The 21,195-nt window shown below is 43.4% G+C and carries 12 protein-coding genes; 8 read left to right on the forward strand and 4 right to left on the reverse strand.

Features of this window, described 5'->3' with window-relative positions:
- Position 1: 1 nt before the first annotated feature.
- Entirely contained in the window at positions 2-1,234 is a 1,233-nt protein-coding gene (locus tag A2W93_05570) for a hypothetical protein (GenBank protein ID OFY55485.1), read from the reverse strand.
- A 52-nt stretch (positions 1,235-1,286) separates the two neighbouring features.
- On the opposite strand from A2W93_05570, the gene A2W93_05575 reads away from it, so the two are divergent.
- From A2W93_05575 to A2W93_05590, 4 genes are all read left to right on the forward strand, one after another.
- A complete protein-coding gene (locus tag A2W93_05575; protein ID OFY55486.1) occupies positions 1,287-1,532 on the forward strand; it encodes a hypothetical protein in 246 nt (81 codons plus the stop codon).
- 534 nt (positions 1,533-2,066) lie between these two features.
- Positions 2,067-2,930, forward strand: coding sequence for a DNA-binding protein (locus A2W93_05580; protein OFY55520.1), 864 nt, complete (start codon positions 2,067-2,069; stop codon positions 2,928-2,930).
- On the forward strand, positions 2,931-3,851 hold the full coding sequence (locus A2W93_05585; protein OFY55487.1) for a hypothetical protein: 921 nt from the start codon (positions 2,931-2,933) through the stop codon (positions 3,849-3,851).
- 14 nt (positions 3,852-3,865) lie between these two features.
- A complete protein-coding gene (locus A2W93_05590) occupies positions 3,866-4,351 on the forward strand; it encodes a hypothetical protein (GenBank protein ID OFY55488.1) in 486 nt (161 codons plus the stop codon).
- Positions 4,352-5,007: 656 nt separating this feature from the next.
- Here the strand turns inward: A2W93_05590 and A2W93_05595 are convergent.
- Positions 5,008-5,817, reverse strand: coding sequence for a hypothetical protein (locus A2W93_05595; protein ID OFY55489.1), 810 nt, complete (start codon positions 5,815-5,817; stop codon positions 5,008-5,010).
- A 356-nt stretch (positions 5,818-6,173) separates the two neighbouring features.
- Between A2W93_05595 and A2W93_05600 the strand changes: the two genes are divergently transcribed.
- Positions 6,174-9,341, forward strand: coding sequence for a putative selenate reductase subunit YgfK (locus A2W93_05600; protein ID OFY55490.1), 3,168 nt, complete (start codon positions 6,174-6,176; stop codon positions 9,339-9,341).
- A gap of 19 nt (positions 9,342-9,360) precedes the next feature.
- On the opposite strand, the gene A2W93_05605 is transcribed toward A2W93_05600, so the two are convergent.
- Positions 9,361-12,279, reverse strand: coding sequence for a hypothetical protein (locus A2W93_05605; GenBank protein ID OFY55491.1), 2,919 nt, complete (start codon positions 12,277-12,279; stop codon positions 9,361-9,363).
- Between the two features lie 214 nt (positions 12,280-12,493).
- On the opposite strand from A2W93_05605, the gene A2W93_05610 reads away from it, so the two are divergent.
- Positions 12,494-12,769 (forward strand): ribosomal small subunit protein bTHX, encoded by a 276-nt coding sequence (locus A2W93_05610; GenBank protein ID OFY55492.1) that lies wholly within the window; start codon positions 12,494-12,496, stop codon positions 12,767-12,769.
- Between the two features lie 55 nt (positions 12,770-12,824).
- Positions 12,825-13,760, forward strand: coding sequence for a hypothetical protein (locus A2W93_05615; GenBank protein OFY55493.1), 936 nt, complete (start codon positions 12,825-12,827; stop codon positions 13,758-13,760).
- 449 nt (positions 13,761-14,209) lie between these two features.
- Here the strand turns inward: A2W93_05615 and A2W93_05620 are convergent, their stop codons facing one another.
- Entirely contained in the window at positions 14,210-15,601 is a 1,392-nt protein-coding gene (locus A2W93_05620) for a tRNA uridine-5-carboxymethylaminomethyl(34) synthesis GTPase MnmE (GenBank protein OFY55494.1), read from the reverse strand.
- 1,116 nt (positions 15,602-16,717) lie between these two features.
- On the opposite strand from A2W93_05620, the gene A2W93_05625 reads away from it, so the two are divergent.
- On the forward strand, positions 16,718-20,929 hold the full coding sequence (locus tag A2W93_05625) for a hypothetical protein (protein OFY55495.1): 4,212 nt from the start codon (positions 16,718-16,720) through the stop codon (positions 20,927-20,929).
- The last annotated feature ends 266 nt before the right edge of the window (positions 20,930-21,195 follow it).

Raw genomic sequence — 21,195 nt, forward strand, 5'->3', positions numbered from 1 at the left:
TTCAAAATTTATAAATTGCACAGAGCAATGCACGAATATTAGCTACATCATTGGTGTTGGTGACTTTTCCAGAAACCTGCGTTGTCCCATATTGTGCAACGGTATATTCAATTTCGGCGCCCAGCGTGAGTTTCTCAATTGTGCAGGAAACGCGCGGCGATACTCTGTAAAGAATATCAATATTACTGCCTCTGGCATAGATTGCACCACCATTGATGTTTTCATCAGCGCCCAGATTTTTGCTTAACCCAATCAGCACCCCATATTTCCATTTTGGGCCATTGGTGCCAAAATCGAAAAATCCGGCAGCTGTAGTCAGATTTGTGTATGCTTTATATTCGCGCAAAGTATCAGTAATTTCCGAAACAGAATAACCGCCAAGCATGAGTAAATCGGTACCATTCTGGGCATACGTGGCCATCAAACTCGTCGTAATTTTTTCCGATTTGAATTTCACCCAGCCAAAACCCGCATAACTACTAATTGTGGCATCGGTAGAATAATTGGCTGCCGTTTTAATTTCAGGGCGCAATGTTTTGAAATCGGCTCCCAGACCGAATTGCAGTTTTTCGTTCAATGTTGCAACTGTTTTTAGATTTAATCCAGGCAGACCGCTGTTGCGCATATATTTTGTGCTGGAGCCATCAGGTCCGGAGCTTGCAATATCGCGCTGCATCCAGGCTGTGGCATAGGTAGTGAATTTTCCGGTTTTGTAAGCAAAGCGAATCTGATTGTTGCGGCTGAAAGGAACAAAAGGAGAACCGGTGTTTACGCTCAGTGTCTGCGCAAATGCCTCAACCGGAAACATGGGGTGCCATGTCTGGCCAATAAGCATTTCTGATTTCTCCCAGTTCAGTTTCACATATCCGTGACGAAGGCGGAATCCGCTGATATCGGCATCGCTGGTACCATAAAATTCAGTTTCAACGAGTCCTGACGTTTTTGCACCAAAGGCATCGGGGCCAGTGATATTGCCCGTTAATCGAGTTTGAATGCTCAGAATATTAAATGATGGATTATCGTTCAGGTCGTTTGAATCGGCATCATACAAAACATTATCGGGAAAAAGAAAAAAGTGACCTTCCCGCAAACCATTGGCAGCAGAGCTTTGGCGGGTGTCGTAGAAAGCATCGGTTTTTACATAGCCGCTTAACTTGACACCGAATTTCTTTTCCTGAGCCGACGCCAGCAATGAAATGAAACTGAGTATAACAACAAATGAAATTTTATTCATGAATCATTTTTTTTTGGATTTGGGGCAAAAGTAATATTTAATAAGCAAACCGATGGTTTCTGGATGTGTTTGCTCATGTGAAATCACGCTCTATCTGACCAACAATAATCAGGAAATAGAATATTACTACAGCAATCTGCGTTTGCAACATATTGAAAATCCTCAAAACCCGAAGATGAATCTCTATTACGAATACGCATCCCTGCACCATCCAAAACATCCATCCCAAACAAAAAATTCTGTAGCTTTACGAAGTGAAAATAATGCGGAATACAAAATGCTTTGGGGTGCGGGCTGATATGTCCGCTGTCTCCTTCGAGGGAGATTCCGCCGCTGTCCGACATTTCGACGGAGTTTATCCCGCAATTTTGCACTTCGACTCCGCTCAGTGTGACAATGGCGGGGCTCAATGTGACAGCGGCGAAGCTGATCAGGCCGGCTTCAGCTGTTACTCTGAGCCCGACAACTGTCATCCTGAGCGGAGTCGAAGGATAGACAGCTCTTTGTCAGTATCATCATTTTCCGGAATTTCACCTCGCTTTAAGAGATATCCTGCAATCGGCTTCCGATCTGACTTTGGTGGTAAGGCCAGCATTTCTTCCCGCTGCCAACATGCGCGCGCATTCACATACATTTATGTCAAACAGCACCCGGCGATGGAAGCCCCGAAGCGACCAGCCCCGCACGACCTCTCTGCATCGCAGAGCGAAGCGGCGCGATCTGTCACGATAGCTATCGTGAGCGTCGTGCCTGAGAAAGATGCCTCCGGCGCGCGCACATGAGAACCGGGCAGTTTTCCATCAAATAATTATCTTTGCAAGAGTACCAATTAATAATGAAAAACGAAATCATCATATACCACAACGAAGATTCTTCAACCAAGATTGAAGTGAGGCTTGAGGATGAAACGGTATGGTTGACAATTGAGCAAATAAGTGCATTATTTGGGAGAGACAGAACGGTAATAAACAGACACATTAATAATATATTTAAAGAGGGTGAACTAGGTCGCGAAATGGTGTGTGCATTTTTTGCACTAACCACTCAACACGGCGCCATTAAAGGAAAAACACAGATTAAAAATGTTGAGCATTTTAACCTCGATGTAATTATTTCCGTTGGATATCGCGTTAAATCTAAGCGAGGCACACAATTCCGAATCTGGGCAAACAAAGTTTTAAAAGACTATTTGTTGAAAGGATATGCTGTAAACAATAGATTTGAACGTTTGGAAAGTGAGGTCAATCAAATTAAAAGCAAACTCTCTGATATTGATTTCAAAATTTCGACAAACCTCCCACCCAACGAAGGAATATTTTACGAAGGACAAGTTTTTGATGCCTATGTTTTGGCTTGCGATATTGTTAAAACTGCAAAAAAATCAATTATTCTGATTGATAATTACATTGACGAAAGCGTTTTAAACTTGCTAACGAAAAGGCAAAGCGGGGTTAGTGCAACAATTTTTACAAAATCAATTTCAAAACAGCTCGAACTCGACATTAAAAAGCATAATCAACAATATCCGGCAATAGAAGTAAAAGTATTTACAAAATCTCACGATCGTTTTTTAATTATTGATAACGAAATAGTTTATCATATTGGGGCATCCTTAAAAGATTTGGGTAAGAACTGGGTTGCTTTTTCAAAAATGAATCTTGAAAGTTTTGAAATGATAAATAAACTTGAGCTGTAAATGCGAAACGAAACTGGCAATATCGTTTTTTATGTGTATGATGAGTTTCATTATAGCGTATACACCTCCAGCTCCTTCATCACCAATGCCACCGGCTATGCCACCGAGCACCTGCAGTATCTGCCCTATGGCGAACTGTTTGTTGACCAGACTCCGCCCCACAACGACTTTGAAACCCGCTACAAATTCTCGGGAAAGGAGCTTGATCCGGAAACGAATTATTCATATTTTGGCGCAAGATATTATGACTCGGATTTGAGCGTGTGGCTGAGTGTGGATCCATTATCAGATAAGTATCCGAATACTTCGCCATTCATGTATTGTCTTGGTAATCCAGTTGTTCTTATCGATCCAAATGGGATGGATACTGCTTTTGCGGATAATCAGGTCAGAACTGACTTTCAAACAGCCCAAAGTTCAGTAAATAAAACGATTTCAGATATTTCCACAAAACTTAAAGACCCGGAAATTTCAAAAAGAAAAACAGCACAATTAGAGGAACAATTATCTGAATGGAACAAAATAAAAGATGATTTTGATTATATTTGCTCTAAAAGCACGCCAATGAATACTTATAGTTCTGACATGACTGGGTTTAGGTCTGAAGTAGTAGGCCATACAGAAACAAAATATAACGAAGAGACAAATGAAATTACATCAAATAAAGTGTATATTAGAGCAGGTCGAGTTTCAACGGTAATTCATGAAAACAGACACACACGACAAAGCCCATTATTACCTTTATGTGACAGGGAAATTGAAGCCTTTACCTATCAAAGCATTTTTTCCCCATCTGATGTGAAGAAAAGCATCGATAATGCAAGAAGTGTAAAATATCCTCCGGGTGGTGCAATCGACCCTGCACTTATGCCGAAGTGGGGGATAATAGAAATGGTTAAAGATGTATATAAATGTGAATAAATAAACTAAATGCAATGAAAAAGAACAAGATTATAATTGTTGGACTTTTATTTGTTTTATTTCTGAATAACAGTGCATGCAAAAGTCAAACAAAATGGTTTGAAAAAGACTTTATTAGAATTGAAATTGACAACGGGGCATTTCATTCAATAAAGTTATTAGAAGAAGGGTTGTTGTGTAAAACTGTAGATACAAATTTCGTTTCATTTGTGGAGTTTTTTCCAAATTCAGACCTTGATTTTAGTAAAATCGGAAAATTGGAAGAGTACTTGAATAGCGAACCTTTGTTCAATAAGAATGCTACTATTGATGACCCTTCTCTTGTAACTAGTGGTGGAAATTATGGGGGGCTGGAAATATCAATAATTAGGAATAGTAACTTGTATGCTATTTATTGGATTGATGGCGACTGTGAATATCTTGAAAAGTGTTTAGCCCTTTTAAATGACATAATTCCGACAGATAAAAGAGATATGTTCTCTATTCTTTTTAAACATTAGCATTGCACCACTGCATTGCACCATCCAAGACAAATCCTTGATAGCAATCCCAATATTGGTAAAACACAGAATATCAACAAGATACATCAAAGCCGGCCACAGCGCCGGCTTTATACATATTGGGGTATCAAATGAACAGAATTCTGATCATTTCTGAATGAGATCCAAAATAGTCATTACTTTTTTGTGGGAATTTTATTTCATTCTGTCTAAAGACCTATCATTCCGGCTTCCGTTGGCAGTCGGTGCAATTGGAATTCAGGTTTTCTGAGATTCGGGTCGTGGCAGCTATTCTGATTTGATCGGTTAGAAAAATGGATTCTGTGTTTTCGTTCATAAGCGCTTCTATTGGGGTGAGACCGATGAGTGAGCCATGTGCTGATTTTACAGGTTTTCCCAACGCCAGAATGTCACCTCCGGCGACGATTCCGGGATGGAAAAACGCGCGTTCAGAGCAGGGTTAGCATTTGCATAAAAAGTTTCTTGAGAATAGTCGTAACTCAAATATTCTGAAAATGCATGCTCAACGCACGTCTGGCTGGCTGGCGCGGATTTACATTACTAGGCTTAATCTTGTTCTCAGCCTTGTACTTTGTAACGATTGTAACGATTGTAACGACTGTAACGTTTGTAACGTTTGTAACGCGTAACGAAAATCACTTCTGCATTGGTTCTAAAACCTCAGCATTATTAATGTTTTGAAAGAATTCATGATTCATTTCCGGAGCTTTACTCTCCATAAAATTCAACATCCAGTTGTATTTCTTTTTCAGAATTCGATCAGTCGCAATCCATTCATTCAACAGAGTCCAGGTTCGTTCTGTAAAAAACCAGCAATAGGTTTCAGCCCGGTCTTCTTCTTCGCCATACATGGCATAATTGGTTATAAATCCAAGTTTGGAGTGTTCTCCATCAATATATTCGCCATCGGTGTAAGCGTCGCTCCCGCCATTACCATATTGAAATCCGGAACGATTAAATGCCTGCCAGGTTGAGCTTCGGTGATACATGGATCCAAAATGCTGCTCTTCTATCATATGCCAGAACTCGTGGTGGATCATTTCCCGGACATATTGTTTCCCATAAACCATGTATTCAATGTCGTAATACAAGGTTTCGTCGTATGGATCTGGCATGGCAAATCTTTGCTGCTCAGTTACAGTAAGGTTTTTCACAAAAGCAATTTTCTGCACACCGTTTACCTGAATCCAGGACAGGGGATACTTGTTCCATTCCTCAGCAAAAACCGTCATAAACTCATCGAAAATCAATAAATCAGCTTGTTCCGGTGTAGTCCAATATGCCCATTGCAATGCATATTCACCGCCTTGAAAGCTGTCAGCGACCAAATCAAGACCGTATTTGGCTTCAAGCTGCCTGAGGTCTTTGTTGTTTTCAAAATTGTTACCGGCATAGATGCTATGGGCAAGCAGCAGAAAACATAACCCGAAGAATAATTTACGCATAAAATCTGATTCAAAAAAGGTTCGCCGAAATTACAAAATTCGTGCTCAATTTTGTTGTTGCGAATTTAACAATTCATTAAATTATTGTTGAAAAACAGTGATATTATTTGATGTGAAAAAGCGAAATATCCATTTTTTAAATAAATGTAACACAGCGATATAAGCTTTGAATATTTATACGAAAGTGTGATATTTCTATCACACTTTCGTATAAAATAAAATGGAGAATTGTGCGAACTCCTAATACCAACATTCCATCCTTTAAATCTTTATTATCATTTTTTTTAGCATGAATTCTGCGTCAGATTTGCATTTTTATAGGTGAGTTTTGTATCTTCGGCAATTAATTTTTCATCATGTCAAAAGATTTTCATGTTATTCCTTTTGAACAGTTGCTCCAATTGACGCTGCAACAAATTGATAATGGTCATTTTATGGGAATTCCTGCTGGCACGTTTGCAGGCAAGCCCGATCCGCAGATTGGAATAAAGCGGTTTGGTCAGCAGCTTGATAGTCCCATAGGAGTTGCAGCAGGTCCACATTCGCAGCTTTCTCAGAATATTATTGCAGCCTGGCTCTGCGGTGCGCGCTATATTGAGCTGAAAACGGTGCAGACCCTTGATGAGCTCAATGTCACCAAGCCTTGCATCGACATGCAGGATGAGGGCTACAATTGCGAGTGGTCGCAGGAGTTGAAACTACAACAATCGTTCGGTCAGTATCTGGATGCATGGATTCTTGTTCATTTATTGAATCATAAGTTGAATAATTGCACGGAAGCCGGTGCTGGTACTATTTTCAATATGAGTGTCGGCTATAATATGGAAGGCATTCTGAAAGATAATGTTCAGTGGTTTTTCAGCAAGATGGAAAATTGCGAAGCTGAATTGAATGCAAAAATGGACATTGTCCGAAAGCACTATCCCGGTGCCGACCAATTGAATATTCCGGCGCGCATTTCCGATAACATCACGTTGAGTACTATGCACGGGTGTCCGTCCGATGAAATTGAAAAAATCGGATTGTATCTCATTCAGGAAAAGAAGCTGCATACGATAATTAAGCTTAATCCAACTTTACTGGGACCTGATATGCTGCGCTGGATACTGAACGGCAAACTTGGTTTTAATACCGTTGTTCCGGATGAAGCTTTTGGTCATGATCTCAAATATCAGGATGCGCTGTCTATCATCAGGAATTTGAAAGCCGCCGCGGAAGCCACTGGCGTTTTCTTCGGTTTAAAGCTGACCAATACGCTGGAAAGCATGAATACCCGCGGGGTTTTTCCTGAGAATGAGAAGATGAATTACATGAGCGGACGTGCATTGCACCCGGTTTCGGTTCATTTGGCAGCCAAGCTGCAAGCGGAATTCGATGGAATGCTCGACGTTTCTTTTTCGGCCGGAGCCGATGCCTTTAATGTTGTTGATCTGCTTCGATGCGGTCTGGGACCAATAACAATGAGCTCCGATTTGTTGAAACCAGGCGGCTATGGCCGGCTGCAGCAATATATCAAACTCACACAGTCGGCTGTAAACCGCTCAAACACCGGTAGTTTGCAGGCATTTATTTGCCCTCCCGGCAAAATGAGAGCTGTGAAACTCAAAGATTATACGTCTGAAGTACTTGAAGACCCCGCCTATCGGAAAGCGATGCGTGGCCCTGAAATTAAAACATCGCGCAAACTGGGCATGTTCGACTGCATTCATGCGCCTTGTGTGAACACATGTCCCGACAATCAGAATATTCCACAGTATTTGTATCATGTTTCCAAAGGTGACTTTCAGAAGGCGTTTGAGGTCATCATGAAAACAAATCCGTTTCCTTCCGTTACCGGAGCTGTTTGCGATCATGCCTGCCAGACGCGGTGTACAAGAATCAATTACGATGAAAACCTGGCGATTCGCGAGGTGAAACGCTGGGTTGCGGAAAAGCAGCTTGATGAAAATTTCATACAATCTCGTCCGAAAAATGGGATGAAAGCTGCTGTTATCGGCGCTGGACCTGCTGGAATGAGCTGTGCTTATTTTTTATTGCTGGCCGGATTCGAAGTGGATGTTTTCGAAGAAAAGCATTTTGGTGGCGGTATGGCTGCCGATGTGATTCCTGCATTTCGATTGAACAACGATGCCATTGAGAAAGATATTAAGCGTATCGAAAAGTTGGGTGTAAAGGTGCATTATGGCGTTAAGATTGACAAAGCGGCATTCGATCAGTTTGTTAATGAAAAGCGTTTTATTTTTATTGCAACGGGAACCCCTGAGTCAAAGAAGATGGGCGTTAAAGGTGAAGAATCGATTGGTGTTATTGACCCGCTCAAGTTTTTATCAGATTTGAAAAAGGGCACTGCCACTGTCCCCGGACGCAGAGTGCTTGTGGTTGGTGGCGGAAATACAGCCATGGATGTGGCACGTGCTGTTAAGCGCATGCAGGGTGGAAACGGGACTGTCGTTGTGGTATATCGCCGCCGAATGTCGGATATGCCTGCCGAAGCCGAAGAAATTATGGCTGCGCGCGCAGAGAATATTGAATTTGCCTGTTTGAAGGCGCCTATTGAAATTGTAGTAGCTGGGGGAAAAGTTGGCGGACTTAAAGTGACCACCATGCGAACGGCTGGAATTGGCGCTGATGGCCGTGAAAAAGTTGACCCCGTTCAGGGCAGCGAAGAAATTCTGATAGCCGATACTATTTTCCCGGCTATCGGACAGAATGCAGTGCTTGATTTCATGGATTCTTCGTTGTTGAAAAAGAGCTATGATAATTACAGTACTTTAATTGACAGAGTTTATATTGGTGGCGATGTGCGCAAAGGCCCGGCCAGCATTATTGCAGCCATTGCCGATGGACGGCGGACTGCAGAAGCCATTATTGCACAAGCTGGTATTAATGCTACAGAAGATGATATCCAGAGCCGCGGATCAGATTTGAACGAGCTGATGCTTAGAAAATCAAAGCGTGAAAAATCCATACTTGATGCTGAGATGCCAGGATTGCCCGCAAAAATTATTAAAAGCAATCAGGAGTCCATGAAGGAAGCAGCACGTTGCCTTTTGTGTGACGAACTCTGCAATATCTGTGTGACAGTCTGTCCGAATCTGGCGAATCAGTATTACGAAGCAACGCCATTTTCTTTTGTTTCGGGTGAGTTTAAATTTGAAATCACACAAAAAATTCAGACCTATAATATTGGTGAATTCTGCAACGAATGCGGAAACTGTCGCACATTCTGTCCAACATCAGGTGCGCCATACATGGATAAACCAAGGATTTGGATCACGCGCGAAGCATTTGATAAAGCCGTTTCCGGTTATCACATTGTAACAGAAAATGGTAGTAAAACACTGCTGCATAAAACGGAGCAGGGCATAAGCAAACTCGTGCAGACCGCTGATGGATTTGTTTTTGAAAAAGATTCAACGCAAATTCGTTTCGATGCGCAGTGGAATCTGATGTCTGAAATGCAACTGGATATTATTGCCGAAGCGCTTGAAATGCGGGTGCTAACAACCCTCGAAGGGTTTTGAACCCTTCGAGGGTTTGTGGCTAATCAACCACAAACCGCATTCTCTCAACTTCGCTTCCGGCGCACTCCAGAATATAGACTCCGCTCGAAATTCCGTTCAGCTGAATGATGAATTCCTTTTCAGTTGGAATGATTCTTTTCAGCTCTTGCCCCTGCATATTTATGATGCTGATGTATTTTGGAATTTCGCTGTCAAAGCTGATTTGAACAAAGCCAGTGGCCGGATTGGGCCAGAGTCTGAAATGATTGTCACTTTCTTCGATTCCGGTTGTAATGCTGACATTATAAGTCGTCATCACGGTATCGCATGAATTTATCGCATAATGATTCACTGTGTATGAGCCTGCTGTTGCGTAATAATGGGCGGGATTGGCCTGTGATGAAGTTGATCCGTCGCCGAATTCCCAGAAAAGCGATGTCGCATTACTGTTGCTGCTTGTGAATTGAATAATGTTGCCGTTGACAGTCCATGTGAAATCAACCGTAGGTAATGATGTTACAGACACAACAACGGTGTCGGTGTACACATCGCATGTGGAGCCAGTTACGAGTGCATAATAGGTTCCCGGATTGCTGACTGAAATAGATTGAGTTGTTTCGCCATTTGGATACCAGTGGTAAGAATCGGCGCTGGCTGCAGATAGCGAGAGTGATTCTCCTGCACAAATGGTCTGTGCTCCGCTAAGATTCAGTAGATCACTGGGACCATTCACAACAACCGAAGCCGTTGATCGGGCGCTGGAGCAATAAGGCTGTACTTCCCAATCATAGAAAAAATAATAATATCCTGAGCCGGCACTACTGCCTGTAATCGAAATCGGTGATATTTCATATGGAAATGCTACACCATTATCATTGCGGTACAGGTTGGGACTTGCAGGCCCAGCCAGCTGATAGCCGCTGCCGGCCGGAATATCAAAATTCAGTGTGATACGACTGACTCCTGTTGTTGTAATGTTGACGGTTGTACTTTGAATTGGCGTTCCGGCACTGTTTCTTAATGAAATAGTACGATTTCCTGTGGTGCTGGCATTCACTTCAACCGAAACCAGTTTGCATGCTTCGGCAGCGTCAAATGTCAGATAATGTATTGGTGTTGATGTAAAAATTGAACCATTGGTATTTGAATTCTGATTTCCGCCATAAACCGATGTTCCGGCAATGTGAGAATTCTGCACATAGAAATCAGTGCTGTTTGTCAGAATCGGCGTGGTAAAACTAGCTCCGGTAAACAAAAGGTTTCCGCCATACTGAGCATCGTACCATTCAATGGTTCCTGTTCCCGTGGCTGAAATTGTTGCGGTCTGACCGCTGCAGATAGCCGCACCAGAAGCGGTCGGAGCTACCGGCAATCCAATTGTTACATACGAAGTGCGTATCAGACTGTCGGTCCCGAAAATATTCCACGATTTCAGCTTCACGGTATAAGTGCCATTTGTAGTATAATAATGAACCGGATTTTGCACTGTCGATGTCTGGCCGTCGCCGAAGGTCCATACCCAGTTTGTAGGCGAATTGATGCTTTCATCATTGAAGTTTACAATGCCTGTGCAAGAGGATGTGACATCAGCTGTAAATGTTGTTGTCACTGCTCCGGCTGCAGAAGTGTAAAGATTTATACAGAGATCGTAATCGCGGGTTTCACCACTGCCGCAGGCATTCCAGGTGGTCGCATTCGAACTCACCCAGCATTTGCCGGTTTCGAGTGTTACGTTCGATGCAAAACCGGCATAGACTTCTTCTACCGGAATCGGGTAATTGTATCCGGGTGTGGTGTATTTTACTTTAATATAGATGTCGTCGCCCGACATTAACGCTACCGGCGTTGGCAATGCGAATGTGTAATATCCAGGCAAACTGCATGCTTTAATGCCGATGGTATCAATCAGATTGCTCAATGTTGTTCCGTCAAAATCGGAATAAATTTCCATACTCACTGTTGAATTACCTGAGGCGATAAATGTTCCGATGGCTTTTACAATTGAATTGCCGGTCACACTGTATTTTATCAAACCATAACCAGTCGAGCCACCAAGACCAACATCATTTACTTCGCCGAATTTTGCGTAAGTCAACACTTTATCACCCGTTGAAAAATTGCGGAATCCAGGGAAATAAGCCACTTCGGAATTAATTTTAGAGTCATTGTAACTGCAATAAAAATAACCATTTTCGCCCCAACTTGTTCCCCAGCTGTTTTTCACAATCCATGCTCCAGTGCCGCCTGCAGTCACTTTTGTATCATCCCAGCCAACTAAAGTTACCGCATGATTCGGAGCTTCCGTTCCGGAATAATAATAGGTATCGTTGGACGACAGATACGTATCGTTGCTGTAATACGAAGTATAAACCGCACCATGATCGTAAATTATCTGTTTGATGAGTGCATCATTGGCAGAAACATAACGAACATCACTGATATATTTTATTGGATTGATGGTTGTCGGACAAGTCCCGGCAAAATCGTTGTATGGATCCGACGCTTCTGTCATCATGCCGCCGCCGCGCGAAACATAGGCCGCAGAAATCATGGCGTTTCCGCCTTCGCAGGGTTCCCAATCGAAATCGTGGCAGTTATTGATATTGTCTTCAGACAGATCATAAGTGCCTTGTCCCTCGTGCAGCCAGTACGATTCGGTTGATGCACAGGTGGCAAAAGTCCAGCACGAGCCACATCCACCCTGATTTTTTACCGAGGTCACATAGCCGAGTGTGCGCAGATCATAAGTCACTGGCAATACCAGCGGGCCTTTGGTCGCTGTTGGATATTGTTTAGCCTGAAGATCGAGCACGGGAGGCAGGTAGCCGTATTGCGAAGAAGGACTTCCATCCTGAATATATTTAATATAGGCCGGATTAACCGGAGCTTTTTGTATTATTTGCGCTTGAAGCGATAAAGCCGCGATAGCTGTTGCAACAAAAAGTAAAACTGATTTCATAGGGCGGTGATTGGTGATATTAAGACAACGAAAGCAAATATACGTTGCTTTAAGATTGTAAAAGTTTAAGGCAAAGGTTGAGGCTTATCCACTTTACCTCAACCTCAACCTTAACCTTTTTTTACGGGCTGCAGAAGGTCATGGAAGCACCTATAGATGAAATAAAGTTTTGTATATTAAAAATAATCCCGTACGTTTGTAAAAAAATATAGCTATGGGAAAAGGAGATATGAAATCAAAACGCGGTAAAATTCACCGTGGCAGTTATGGTAAAACACGTCCGCGTCATGCTGAAAAGGTAGCGCCGGTTGCTAAAGAACTCGAAGAAAAAAAGAAAACTGCAAAGCCGAAAGAAAAAGCGGTTAAGCCTGTAGATGCTGTTGTCGAAGAACCCAAAGCAAAAAAAGCACCTGCAAAACCCAAAGCAAAAAAAGAAACCACGGATCAACCTGAATTGTTTGATGCTGGCGATGCTGCGAAAACAGAATAACTTTCGCATTAGTTACGAAAATTAATTTGTTGAGTCGAATCAGTATCAGTCAAATATGATTTGTCCTTTTTGCGAAATTACAAAGCCGGATGATGTTTATGTCACGTCCGGCTTTCACTTTTTTTGTTGTACCGAATGCCATTCGCTCTTCCGTTCCGATGCCGGTGTTGCGCTCGATCATCATTACGATGCAGAATATTATGGTGATAGCCCGAAGGAAAAATTCTGGCTGAAACCAGTCGTTTGGCTGCTCAACGCAGAGCGGGGAAGTCGCGCAAAATTTATTTCAAAGCGCATTTCAAAAAGTTCATCCGTAATCGACATCGGCTGCGGCAATGGCGCGCTGCTTAATCGTATTCATCAGCTATCGGGTGCAAAAGTCACCGGAGTCGAAATGGACAATGTGGCGGCCCAGCGTGCCCGCGATCGCGGCTGCATAGAAGTTTTTTCCGATTCCTTCGAAAAGGCACCGCTTGCAGAAGGTAGTTTCGATGCGGTAATCATGATCCATTCGTTTGAACATATTCCACAACCTGTTCCCACACTAACAAACGCAGTTGCTTTGCTCAAGCCCGGCGGTATTTTCTACATAGCCATTCCAAACATCAATTCCATTCAATACGCTGTTTTTCGGAAACACTGGCTGCATCTTGATCCAGAGTTTCATTTGCATTTTATTTCGCGAAGGGAACTCATAAAGCTTGCATCTGAAGCTGGTTTGAAATTTATCAAGACGAAGCATTTCAATCCAGTGCAAAATATTCCCGGCTTCATTCTCAGCGCCATGAATCTCGTCACCGGACGTCGTGATGTACTTTTCAATATGCTTCGAAATAAAAAGAAATTGCGCAATCCGCTGAACATTTTAGTGTTTATTTTCCTGATGCTTTTCGCCGCGTTTTTGCTGCCCTTTGCCATCATTGAAGAATGCATTTCCTGCCTCGCCGGCCGCGGCGCAACGGTGGATTACGTGTTTGAGAAGGGAATTTAAATAGTCCTAAATCTACATTTAATTTTTTTACACCCGATCGGGTATAATCTTGCTAACTTTCAACGAAATACTACCTGTTCGGGTATAAAAATCCACATTAACACTGGTGCGGTCCCGATAGCTCGGGATGTAACAAGTGTCAGTGGTATTCCATGGCACAGATTACAAATCCGCGCCATAGTAATAATTATTTTTGGTCTTCGTGCCATAGTTGCAAATAGAATGGCGTTAATGCTTCGAAGGTTTTCGAGGAGATCCCGGGTCGCATGAACACAGAACAGCGAACAAGGAGGTGAGACTGTTGAAGTACCTTCACTTTAAACTTCACTTCTCACTTCAAACTTCCTTGTTCCATGTTCAATATTCGTTGTGCTTGCCTGGGAACTCAGTGGTAAACAATCACTGGCGCGGATTTGTAATCCGTGACAGGGATTACCTTAGTGGCAAAACTACTTCCCAATACAAAAGTTCCGGAATATCGAATCCAGCACATCTTCGTTAGACACTTCACCGGTCACAAGCCCGATCTGATGCAGCGCCTGATGCAGAAAGGTGGCCGTGAGATCTTGCGGCAAACCTTTATCAATATGCTCCACCGCCTGATTAAGCAAGTTGGCTATTGCGCTGAAAGCCTCATAATGCCTCACATTCGTGAGTACAATATCGGGCGTATTGGCCGAAACCGCAACAACTTCGTTGAGTTTTTCCATCAGGTCCCCGATATTCTCATCACGCTTGGCTGAAATAAAAACGATATCGTATTCAAGTAGCTCGCGCAGATGTTTTGGCGCATTGACAAGCAAATCAATTTTATTGATTACAACAATCAGCTTCTTTTGATCGAAATCTTCGATACGATTTTTGAATTCCTCAATCCGGCTCTGAATGCGATCTTCTTCACAATCGACCGCATCAAAAAGCATTAAGATCACGGAAGCTTCTGATGCTTTTACAAGTGTGCGCTCTACGCCGGCCGACTCGATCGAATCAGTCGTGGTGCGCAATCCGGCGGTATCAATAAAGCGGAATGTATTATTTCCAACAGTCAAAGTATCTTCCACATAATCACGCGTGGTACCCGGAATGTCGCTCACAATCGAACGTTCCTCGCGCAGGATTTTATTCAGCAGCGTCGATTTTCCAACATTCGGTTCACCGACAATGGCCACCGGAATTCCGTGTTTGAGCACATTGCCAGCCTTGAATGACTCAGCCAGAGAGGTTACTTCAGAAACCAACGTCGTGCATATTTCACGCAGGCGGCTGCGGTCGGCAAACTCAACATCTTCTTCCGAAAAGTCGATTTCGAGCTCCATCAGCGCGGTTAAATCTACCAGTTGTTTGCGGAGCTCGCTCAGTTTTTTTGAATAATCGCCGCGCATTTGTTTCACCGCTAGTTTGTGCGCGCTGCCTGTGCGACTGCGTATAACGTCATCGACTGCTTCGGCCTGAAGCAAATCCATTTTTCCGTTCACGAATGCACGGAGCGAGAATTCGCCGGGTTCGGCCATGCGGGCACCTTTTTCGATAAGCAGCTGCAGGAGCCGGTTTTGGATAAACAGCGAGCCATGACATGAAATCTCTGCAGCATCTTCGCCGGTATAGGATTCCGGATTCTTATAAAACACCACTACGGCATCGTCGAGCACAGAGCCATTGTCCAATATTTCACCGTAATAGCTGTGACGCATTTCGGGATAATGAGTCGCTTTTTTAACCGGACAAAAAATAGTTTCCAGCAGGTCGTGCGACTTTGGTCCGCTCAGGCGAATAACAGCAATAGCGCCGGTTCCGGGTGGGGTAGCGATGGCGCAGATGGTATGGGATAGATTGGGAATCATTGAACAAAGATAAAAGATAAAAGACAAAAGATAAAAGGAAAATGATAAAAGGAAATAGCTCAAGGCATGGGGCATAGAGTATGGAGCTTCTTCTTCAACCTCTCTGCGTCGTGAAGCGACCTGTCACGATAGCTATCGTGAGCGTTGAAGAAGCATAAAGCACAACGCATCAGGTGCCGACCATGTCACGTCTTACGTGAAGGCGTAAAAGAAAGCTGCGACTTGTCACGTTTTACGTGAAGCACCATCGGATACTCCTCCGCCTCTTGCGGAGTAAACTCCGGAGTTAAACAATAATAGCCTCGGGCCCCGTCGCTGTCACATTGAGCCCTGCCTGCTGTCACACTGAGCCCCGCCGCTGTCATGCTGAGCGGAGTCGAAGTATGAACAGCGGGGTAAACTCCGTCGAAGTGTCAACTGCGGGATAAACTCCGCCCCAGGAACTAGAAGACGTGAAGCACCTTTGAAATTGTATGGTCACGCGTCAGGAGACGCGCGCCCAACGTAGGAGTTCGGCCACCATGGCAAAAAGATTAAGGATTAGAGATGGTAACGGACTCTTAAGCCCTAAACCTTTAAGCTTTTAAGCTATTATACCCGCTGAAACCATTACATTCGTCTGAAATTCCATCCTGTTCAACGAGCAAAACAAATAAAATAAACGTAATGTGAAAAATGTTTTTGGTATGCAATAAGAGCTAATTAGTATTAATAAAAACCATATACAACTTTAATTTATTTGTGTTGCGACACGATTTTGTATGCGCAGAAAGCCACAATTATGCTTTTTGTTGAATTTGCGGTTTTGACAAACTCTTTTTAATATAATCTCATGACCATTGTAAGCTCAAATGCAGTGTTGATGCGGGCTTGCAGATCGCTCTTCAAAATCACTTCAATGACATTTTTTTCGGACATAATTCAATGGTTTTCAACAAATTCAATGTAACGCGTTGATAATTAGTTGATAATTGCGTTGAAAAACCCGGGAAAATATCGATTCCAAGCGATTTTGTTCCGACGAGACCTTATATTACTTTTGATTATCTGTTCTGATTAATTGCCTGGGGGGGCAAACAATCAAGTGTAAAACGATTTAATTATAAATCTCACTGTATGAACAGAACCTTTACCTCCCAAAAACCAGCCACCGCGCTGAAATCTGTTTTTTTATTTTTTGTCTTTGCTGTCCTGATGGGGAATTTGGGGTGGGGGCAGTGTACGAATACTAGCCCTTATATTACAACTAATGCTCCTACATCAGGAACAGTAATCATTACAACTGTTCAGTATGAAAGCGAGTACAACACGATTAACAGTGTTGCAGCATCGACGGTTTACATATCCGAAATCAATAACACAGGTGATTATATTACAGTTCGTCAGGGGAGTTTTGATGGCCCTCTCATCGCATTTGGAGCAACCCCTCTTACGTGGACATCAACTACTGCAGGCACATATTTCATTCATTACAATACCAACTCTTCATGTGGAACAGCATCAGTAAACAGAACAACAACACTGACATATGTTGGCCCAGCATGCTCAGCCACCATCGCCATTGGTTCAAACTCCGTAGCTGCTTCGAATATCTGCGCTGGCACCACAAAAGTCCCTTTGCAAAGTTTCAGTCTTGCGGTGGCTGCAGGGTGCAACGGAAATCTGACCAATGTTGGATTCACTACTACCGGCACCTATGTACAAGCAGACATTTCGAAATACCAATTATGGTATAATACAAGCAACAGTCTGGCTGGCGCCACACAGCTGGGACCAGACCTGGCATCGTCAGGCGGGGCTGCGGCGCGGACATTTTCTGCATTTACAAGTCCGACACTGACTGCCGGATCGACGTATTATTTCTGGATAACAGCCGATATTGCTTCGGGCGCTGGCAATGGCAACACCATTGCAATTAATGCCATTGCTACAGGAAATCTGACTTCTACCAGTACCAAAGCCGGAAGTACAACAGCTGGTGGCACTCAGACAATTATTGCTGCTCCAACGACTGCTACGAATTCATCTACTCAAAGCATCTGTGGTGGAAGCGCCACTTTAGCAGGCAATTCACCAACTATTGGAAACGGTACATGGAGTGTTTTCAGCGGTCCAAGCACTTTATCGACGCAATTTGCAAACACAAGTGTTTATAATACAACGTTCACTCCAACCGGTGGCGATGGAAATTATGTAGTTCGCTGGACCATCAGCAACTCTTGTTCATCCACTAGTGCCGATGCAACGGTAACGGTATCTTCTGTTGCTCCATCCTGTGCAACCCAGACCTCGCCCGCAAATGGAGCAACGGGTCAGCTGGTGCCGGGAGTAACCCTTACATGGAATGCTGTTTCCGGTGCAAGTGGTTACGATGTATTTCTTCAGGCCGGTACCAATCCGCCAACTACACTTGAATCTTCCAATCAGGCCGGTACTTCATATTCAACAGGCCCTTTGAATCCGTCGACAACGTATTACTGGTATGTCGTTCCGCGCAACATCTGCGGTGCTGCATCGGGATGTAGTGCTTCTGCTTTTTCATTTATAACAGGCACATGCACCTCCGATATTTATGTAACAGCAACGGCCGGCACGCTAACAGGAAGTTATACAACACTGAAAGGCGCTTTTGATAAAATAAATGACGGCACTCATCAGGGAGTCATTACAATCAGTGTTGGCCGAAATACGACTGAAACAGCTACGGCATTACTTAACAGAAGTACCGGAACAGCGCCATATTCATCGGTGCTGATTCAGCCTTGCGGCGGGTCCTATACAATTTCCGGTTCACTTTCAGGTGTTCCGGTCATTAACCTCAATGGCGCCGATAATGTCGCCATAGATGGCATAAATAGTGGCGGAAACATGCTTGCAATTGCAAATAGCAGCGCAACCGCCGGATCCAGCGCCATTCAGTTTATCAACGATGCAACCAGCAATATTGTGCGGAATTGTAATATTTATAGTTCCAATATCAGTACTTCGTCAGGTACAATTGTGTTCAGCACTACTATTTACACCACCGGAAATGACAACAATACCATTGAGTACTGTAGTATTTACAATGGCACAACCGCACCTTACGTTGGGATTTATTCAAGCGGAACAACCACTTCCAATGCGCATTACAACAGCAATAATACGATTTCGAATTGTAATATTTACAATTTTATTAATCCTACCGGGAATGATGGATACGACACACCTCCGGATGTTTGGCCACATGAATTTACCCCTGGGACTGATTTCGGAATTCGATTGATTGATGGTACAACAGCATGGACAATAAGCAATAATAGCTTATACAGGACCAATACAACCACTTCTTATAACCACACAAATTCAGCAACCCATTACGGAATTTTCATTTCCAATACATCAGGCGGCGGGTTTACGGTATCCGGAAATTACATAGGTGGTGCGGCTGCAATGAACGGTGGTTCGTCATGGGGTCTGGGACCGACGACTAAAAACAGCAATTTCAGAGGAATTCATGTGAATACAAGTGCGACATTAGCATCCAACATTTCAAGCAATGTGGTTGATAATATTACGTTCACGACCAGTGCCGGAGGGACAAGCCAGGACTGTGTATTTGCAGGAATTATGCTTAAAGGCCTGCATATAGCAAATAGTAATATCATTGGTACAGAAACGAAAGGTATTTCTGTAACCGGAACAGCCGGATACAGTGATATAAACGGCATTTACTATTTTGATGAATCGGCATCAGTTCCCGCCACATTTACTTCGAATGACAATATAATCGGGAAAATCACCAATACCAATACAGGTGGTAATGCCTCATTCTATGGTATACGCGCATATTCCTACACACATGCTATGAACTGGACATGTACCAACAATATTGTTGGTGGTGCTGCTGCCAATTCTATAACATGCACTGGTACTTCCGGAAATTGGGTACATGGAATTTTCTTTTCATGGGGAACGTCAGCCAATGTAACAGGCAATACTATACGTAATATAACAAATGATGAGGGTTCAATGAATGGTATAAAGGCGCAGCCTGATAACCTGAGTGGTATTACGGCCACTTATTTAATCAGTGGAAACACTATTCACAACCTGACATTGACTTCCGGAACCAATTATGGCATATTACTCAATGGAAACCGATCAACCAACAATGTCCTGGAAAAGAATAAAATATATTCTTTGACGGGAACAACTGCTTATGGAATTTGCCAGGAGAATAATTATGGTGGTTTTTCAGATGTTATACGTAACAATATGATTGCAATCAATAATGGCATTGCGACCTCTACCACCGTAGGTATCCGTTACAACGCCAGTACAACCGGAAATTGCAACATATATCACAATTCTGTTTATTTGCACGGAAGCTCCACTATAGCATACTGTATTGAAAAATATTCTGCGGCCACCTCCTGTAATGTGAAAAACAATATCTTCTTTAATGCATGTTCGGGAAGCTCCAGGGCTTCACTGAATTATTATAATCAAACTGGACTTACTTCCAATTGCAACGACTTATATGCACCGGCATGCAGTACTGGCTATGTAAATCCAACAGGCTACGGAACACTCGCCAGCTGGCAGGGTACAGGTCACGATCTGAATTCTGTTTGTATTAATCCTGGATTCATAAGTTTGACAGCACCTTACGATCTTCATGTAGCTGCAGGTATTCAGATATTTTCATGCCTGGGATTGGCAACTGATGATTTTGACAGCGAAGGTCGTCTTGTTCCTCATATGGGCGCCGATGAAGCCCCAACTACTTTACTGCCGGTTTCATTGCTTGGTTTCGCAGCCATTTGTGCAAATGAAGAGGTGAATCTGGAATGGTCCACCGCTACCGAAACAAACAACAACTATTTCACCCTCGAGCGCAGCTCCGATATGAATGAATGGACATTGGTGGGCAAGGTTGTGGGTGCCGGAAATAGCAACAGCATTCTGAATTACAGCTTCACCGATAAGGAGCAATACCGGGGAATGGCCTATTACCGCCTCACACAGACCGATTACAACGGAGAGTCGGAAACTTTCGAGCCGGTGGCTGTACGATGCAATGAAATAAATTCAGACATCTCCTGCTATCCAAATCCTTTCACCGATCAGCTGGTGGTAACATTGCAAAACATCGGCGCGGAGCAGGGAAGTCTTGTGCTGCGCGATGTGACTGGCCGTGTGATCATGTATCGTGAACTGAGCTCCGATGATTTTAGTCAGCAATCGGTGGCACTGAAACTTTCGGGAATCGCATCGGGTGTGTATTCGCTCGAATTCAGGTCCGGCAGTATAGTGAAGACTGTGAGAGTTGTGAAGAATAAATAAAGCTTGCGGCATGAGGCAGGCGGCATGCGGCACAACGCTTAGGGCTCAATGCACAACGCTTAGCCCGCTGTCATCCTGAGACATCCAGCGATGCGCGCCTCGCAACCTAAATAAAAAATGACAATGGGGCAAACATAATATTCCATCGTCCGATGGCGACGAAGGAGGCAGAGGATATGGAATCGTTATGTTTGCCGCAAAACCGACGATTCCATATTCTGCGATTCTCTCCGAACGATGGAATATCGGTTTTGCTCTTTTGATTG

The sequence above is a fragment of the Bacteroidetes bacterium GWF2_43_63 genome (assembly GCA_001769275.1).
In the GTDB taxonomy this organism is placed as follows: Bacteria; Bacteroidota; Bacteroidia; order Bacteroidales; family DTU049; genus GWF2-43-63.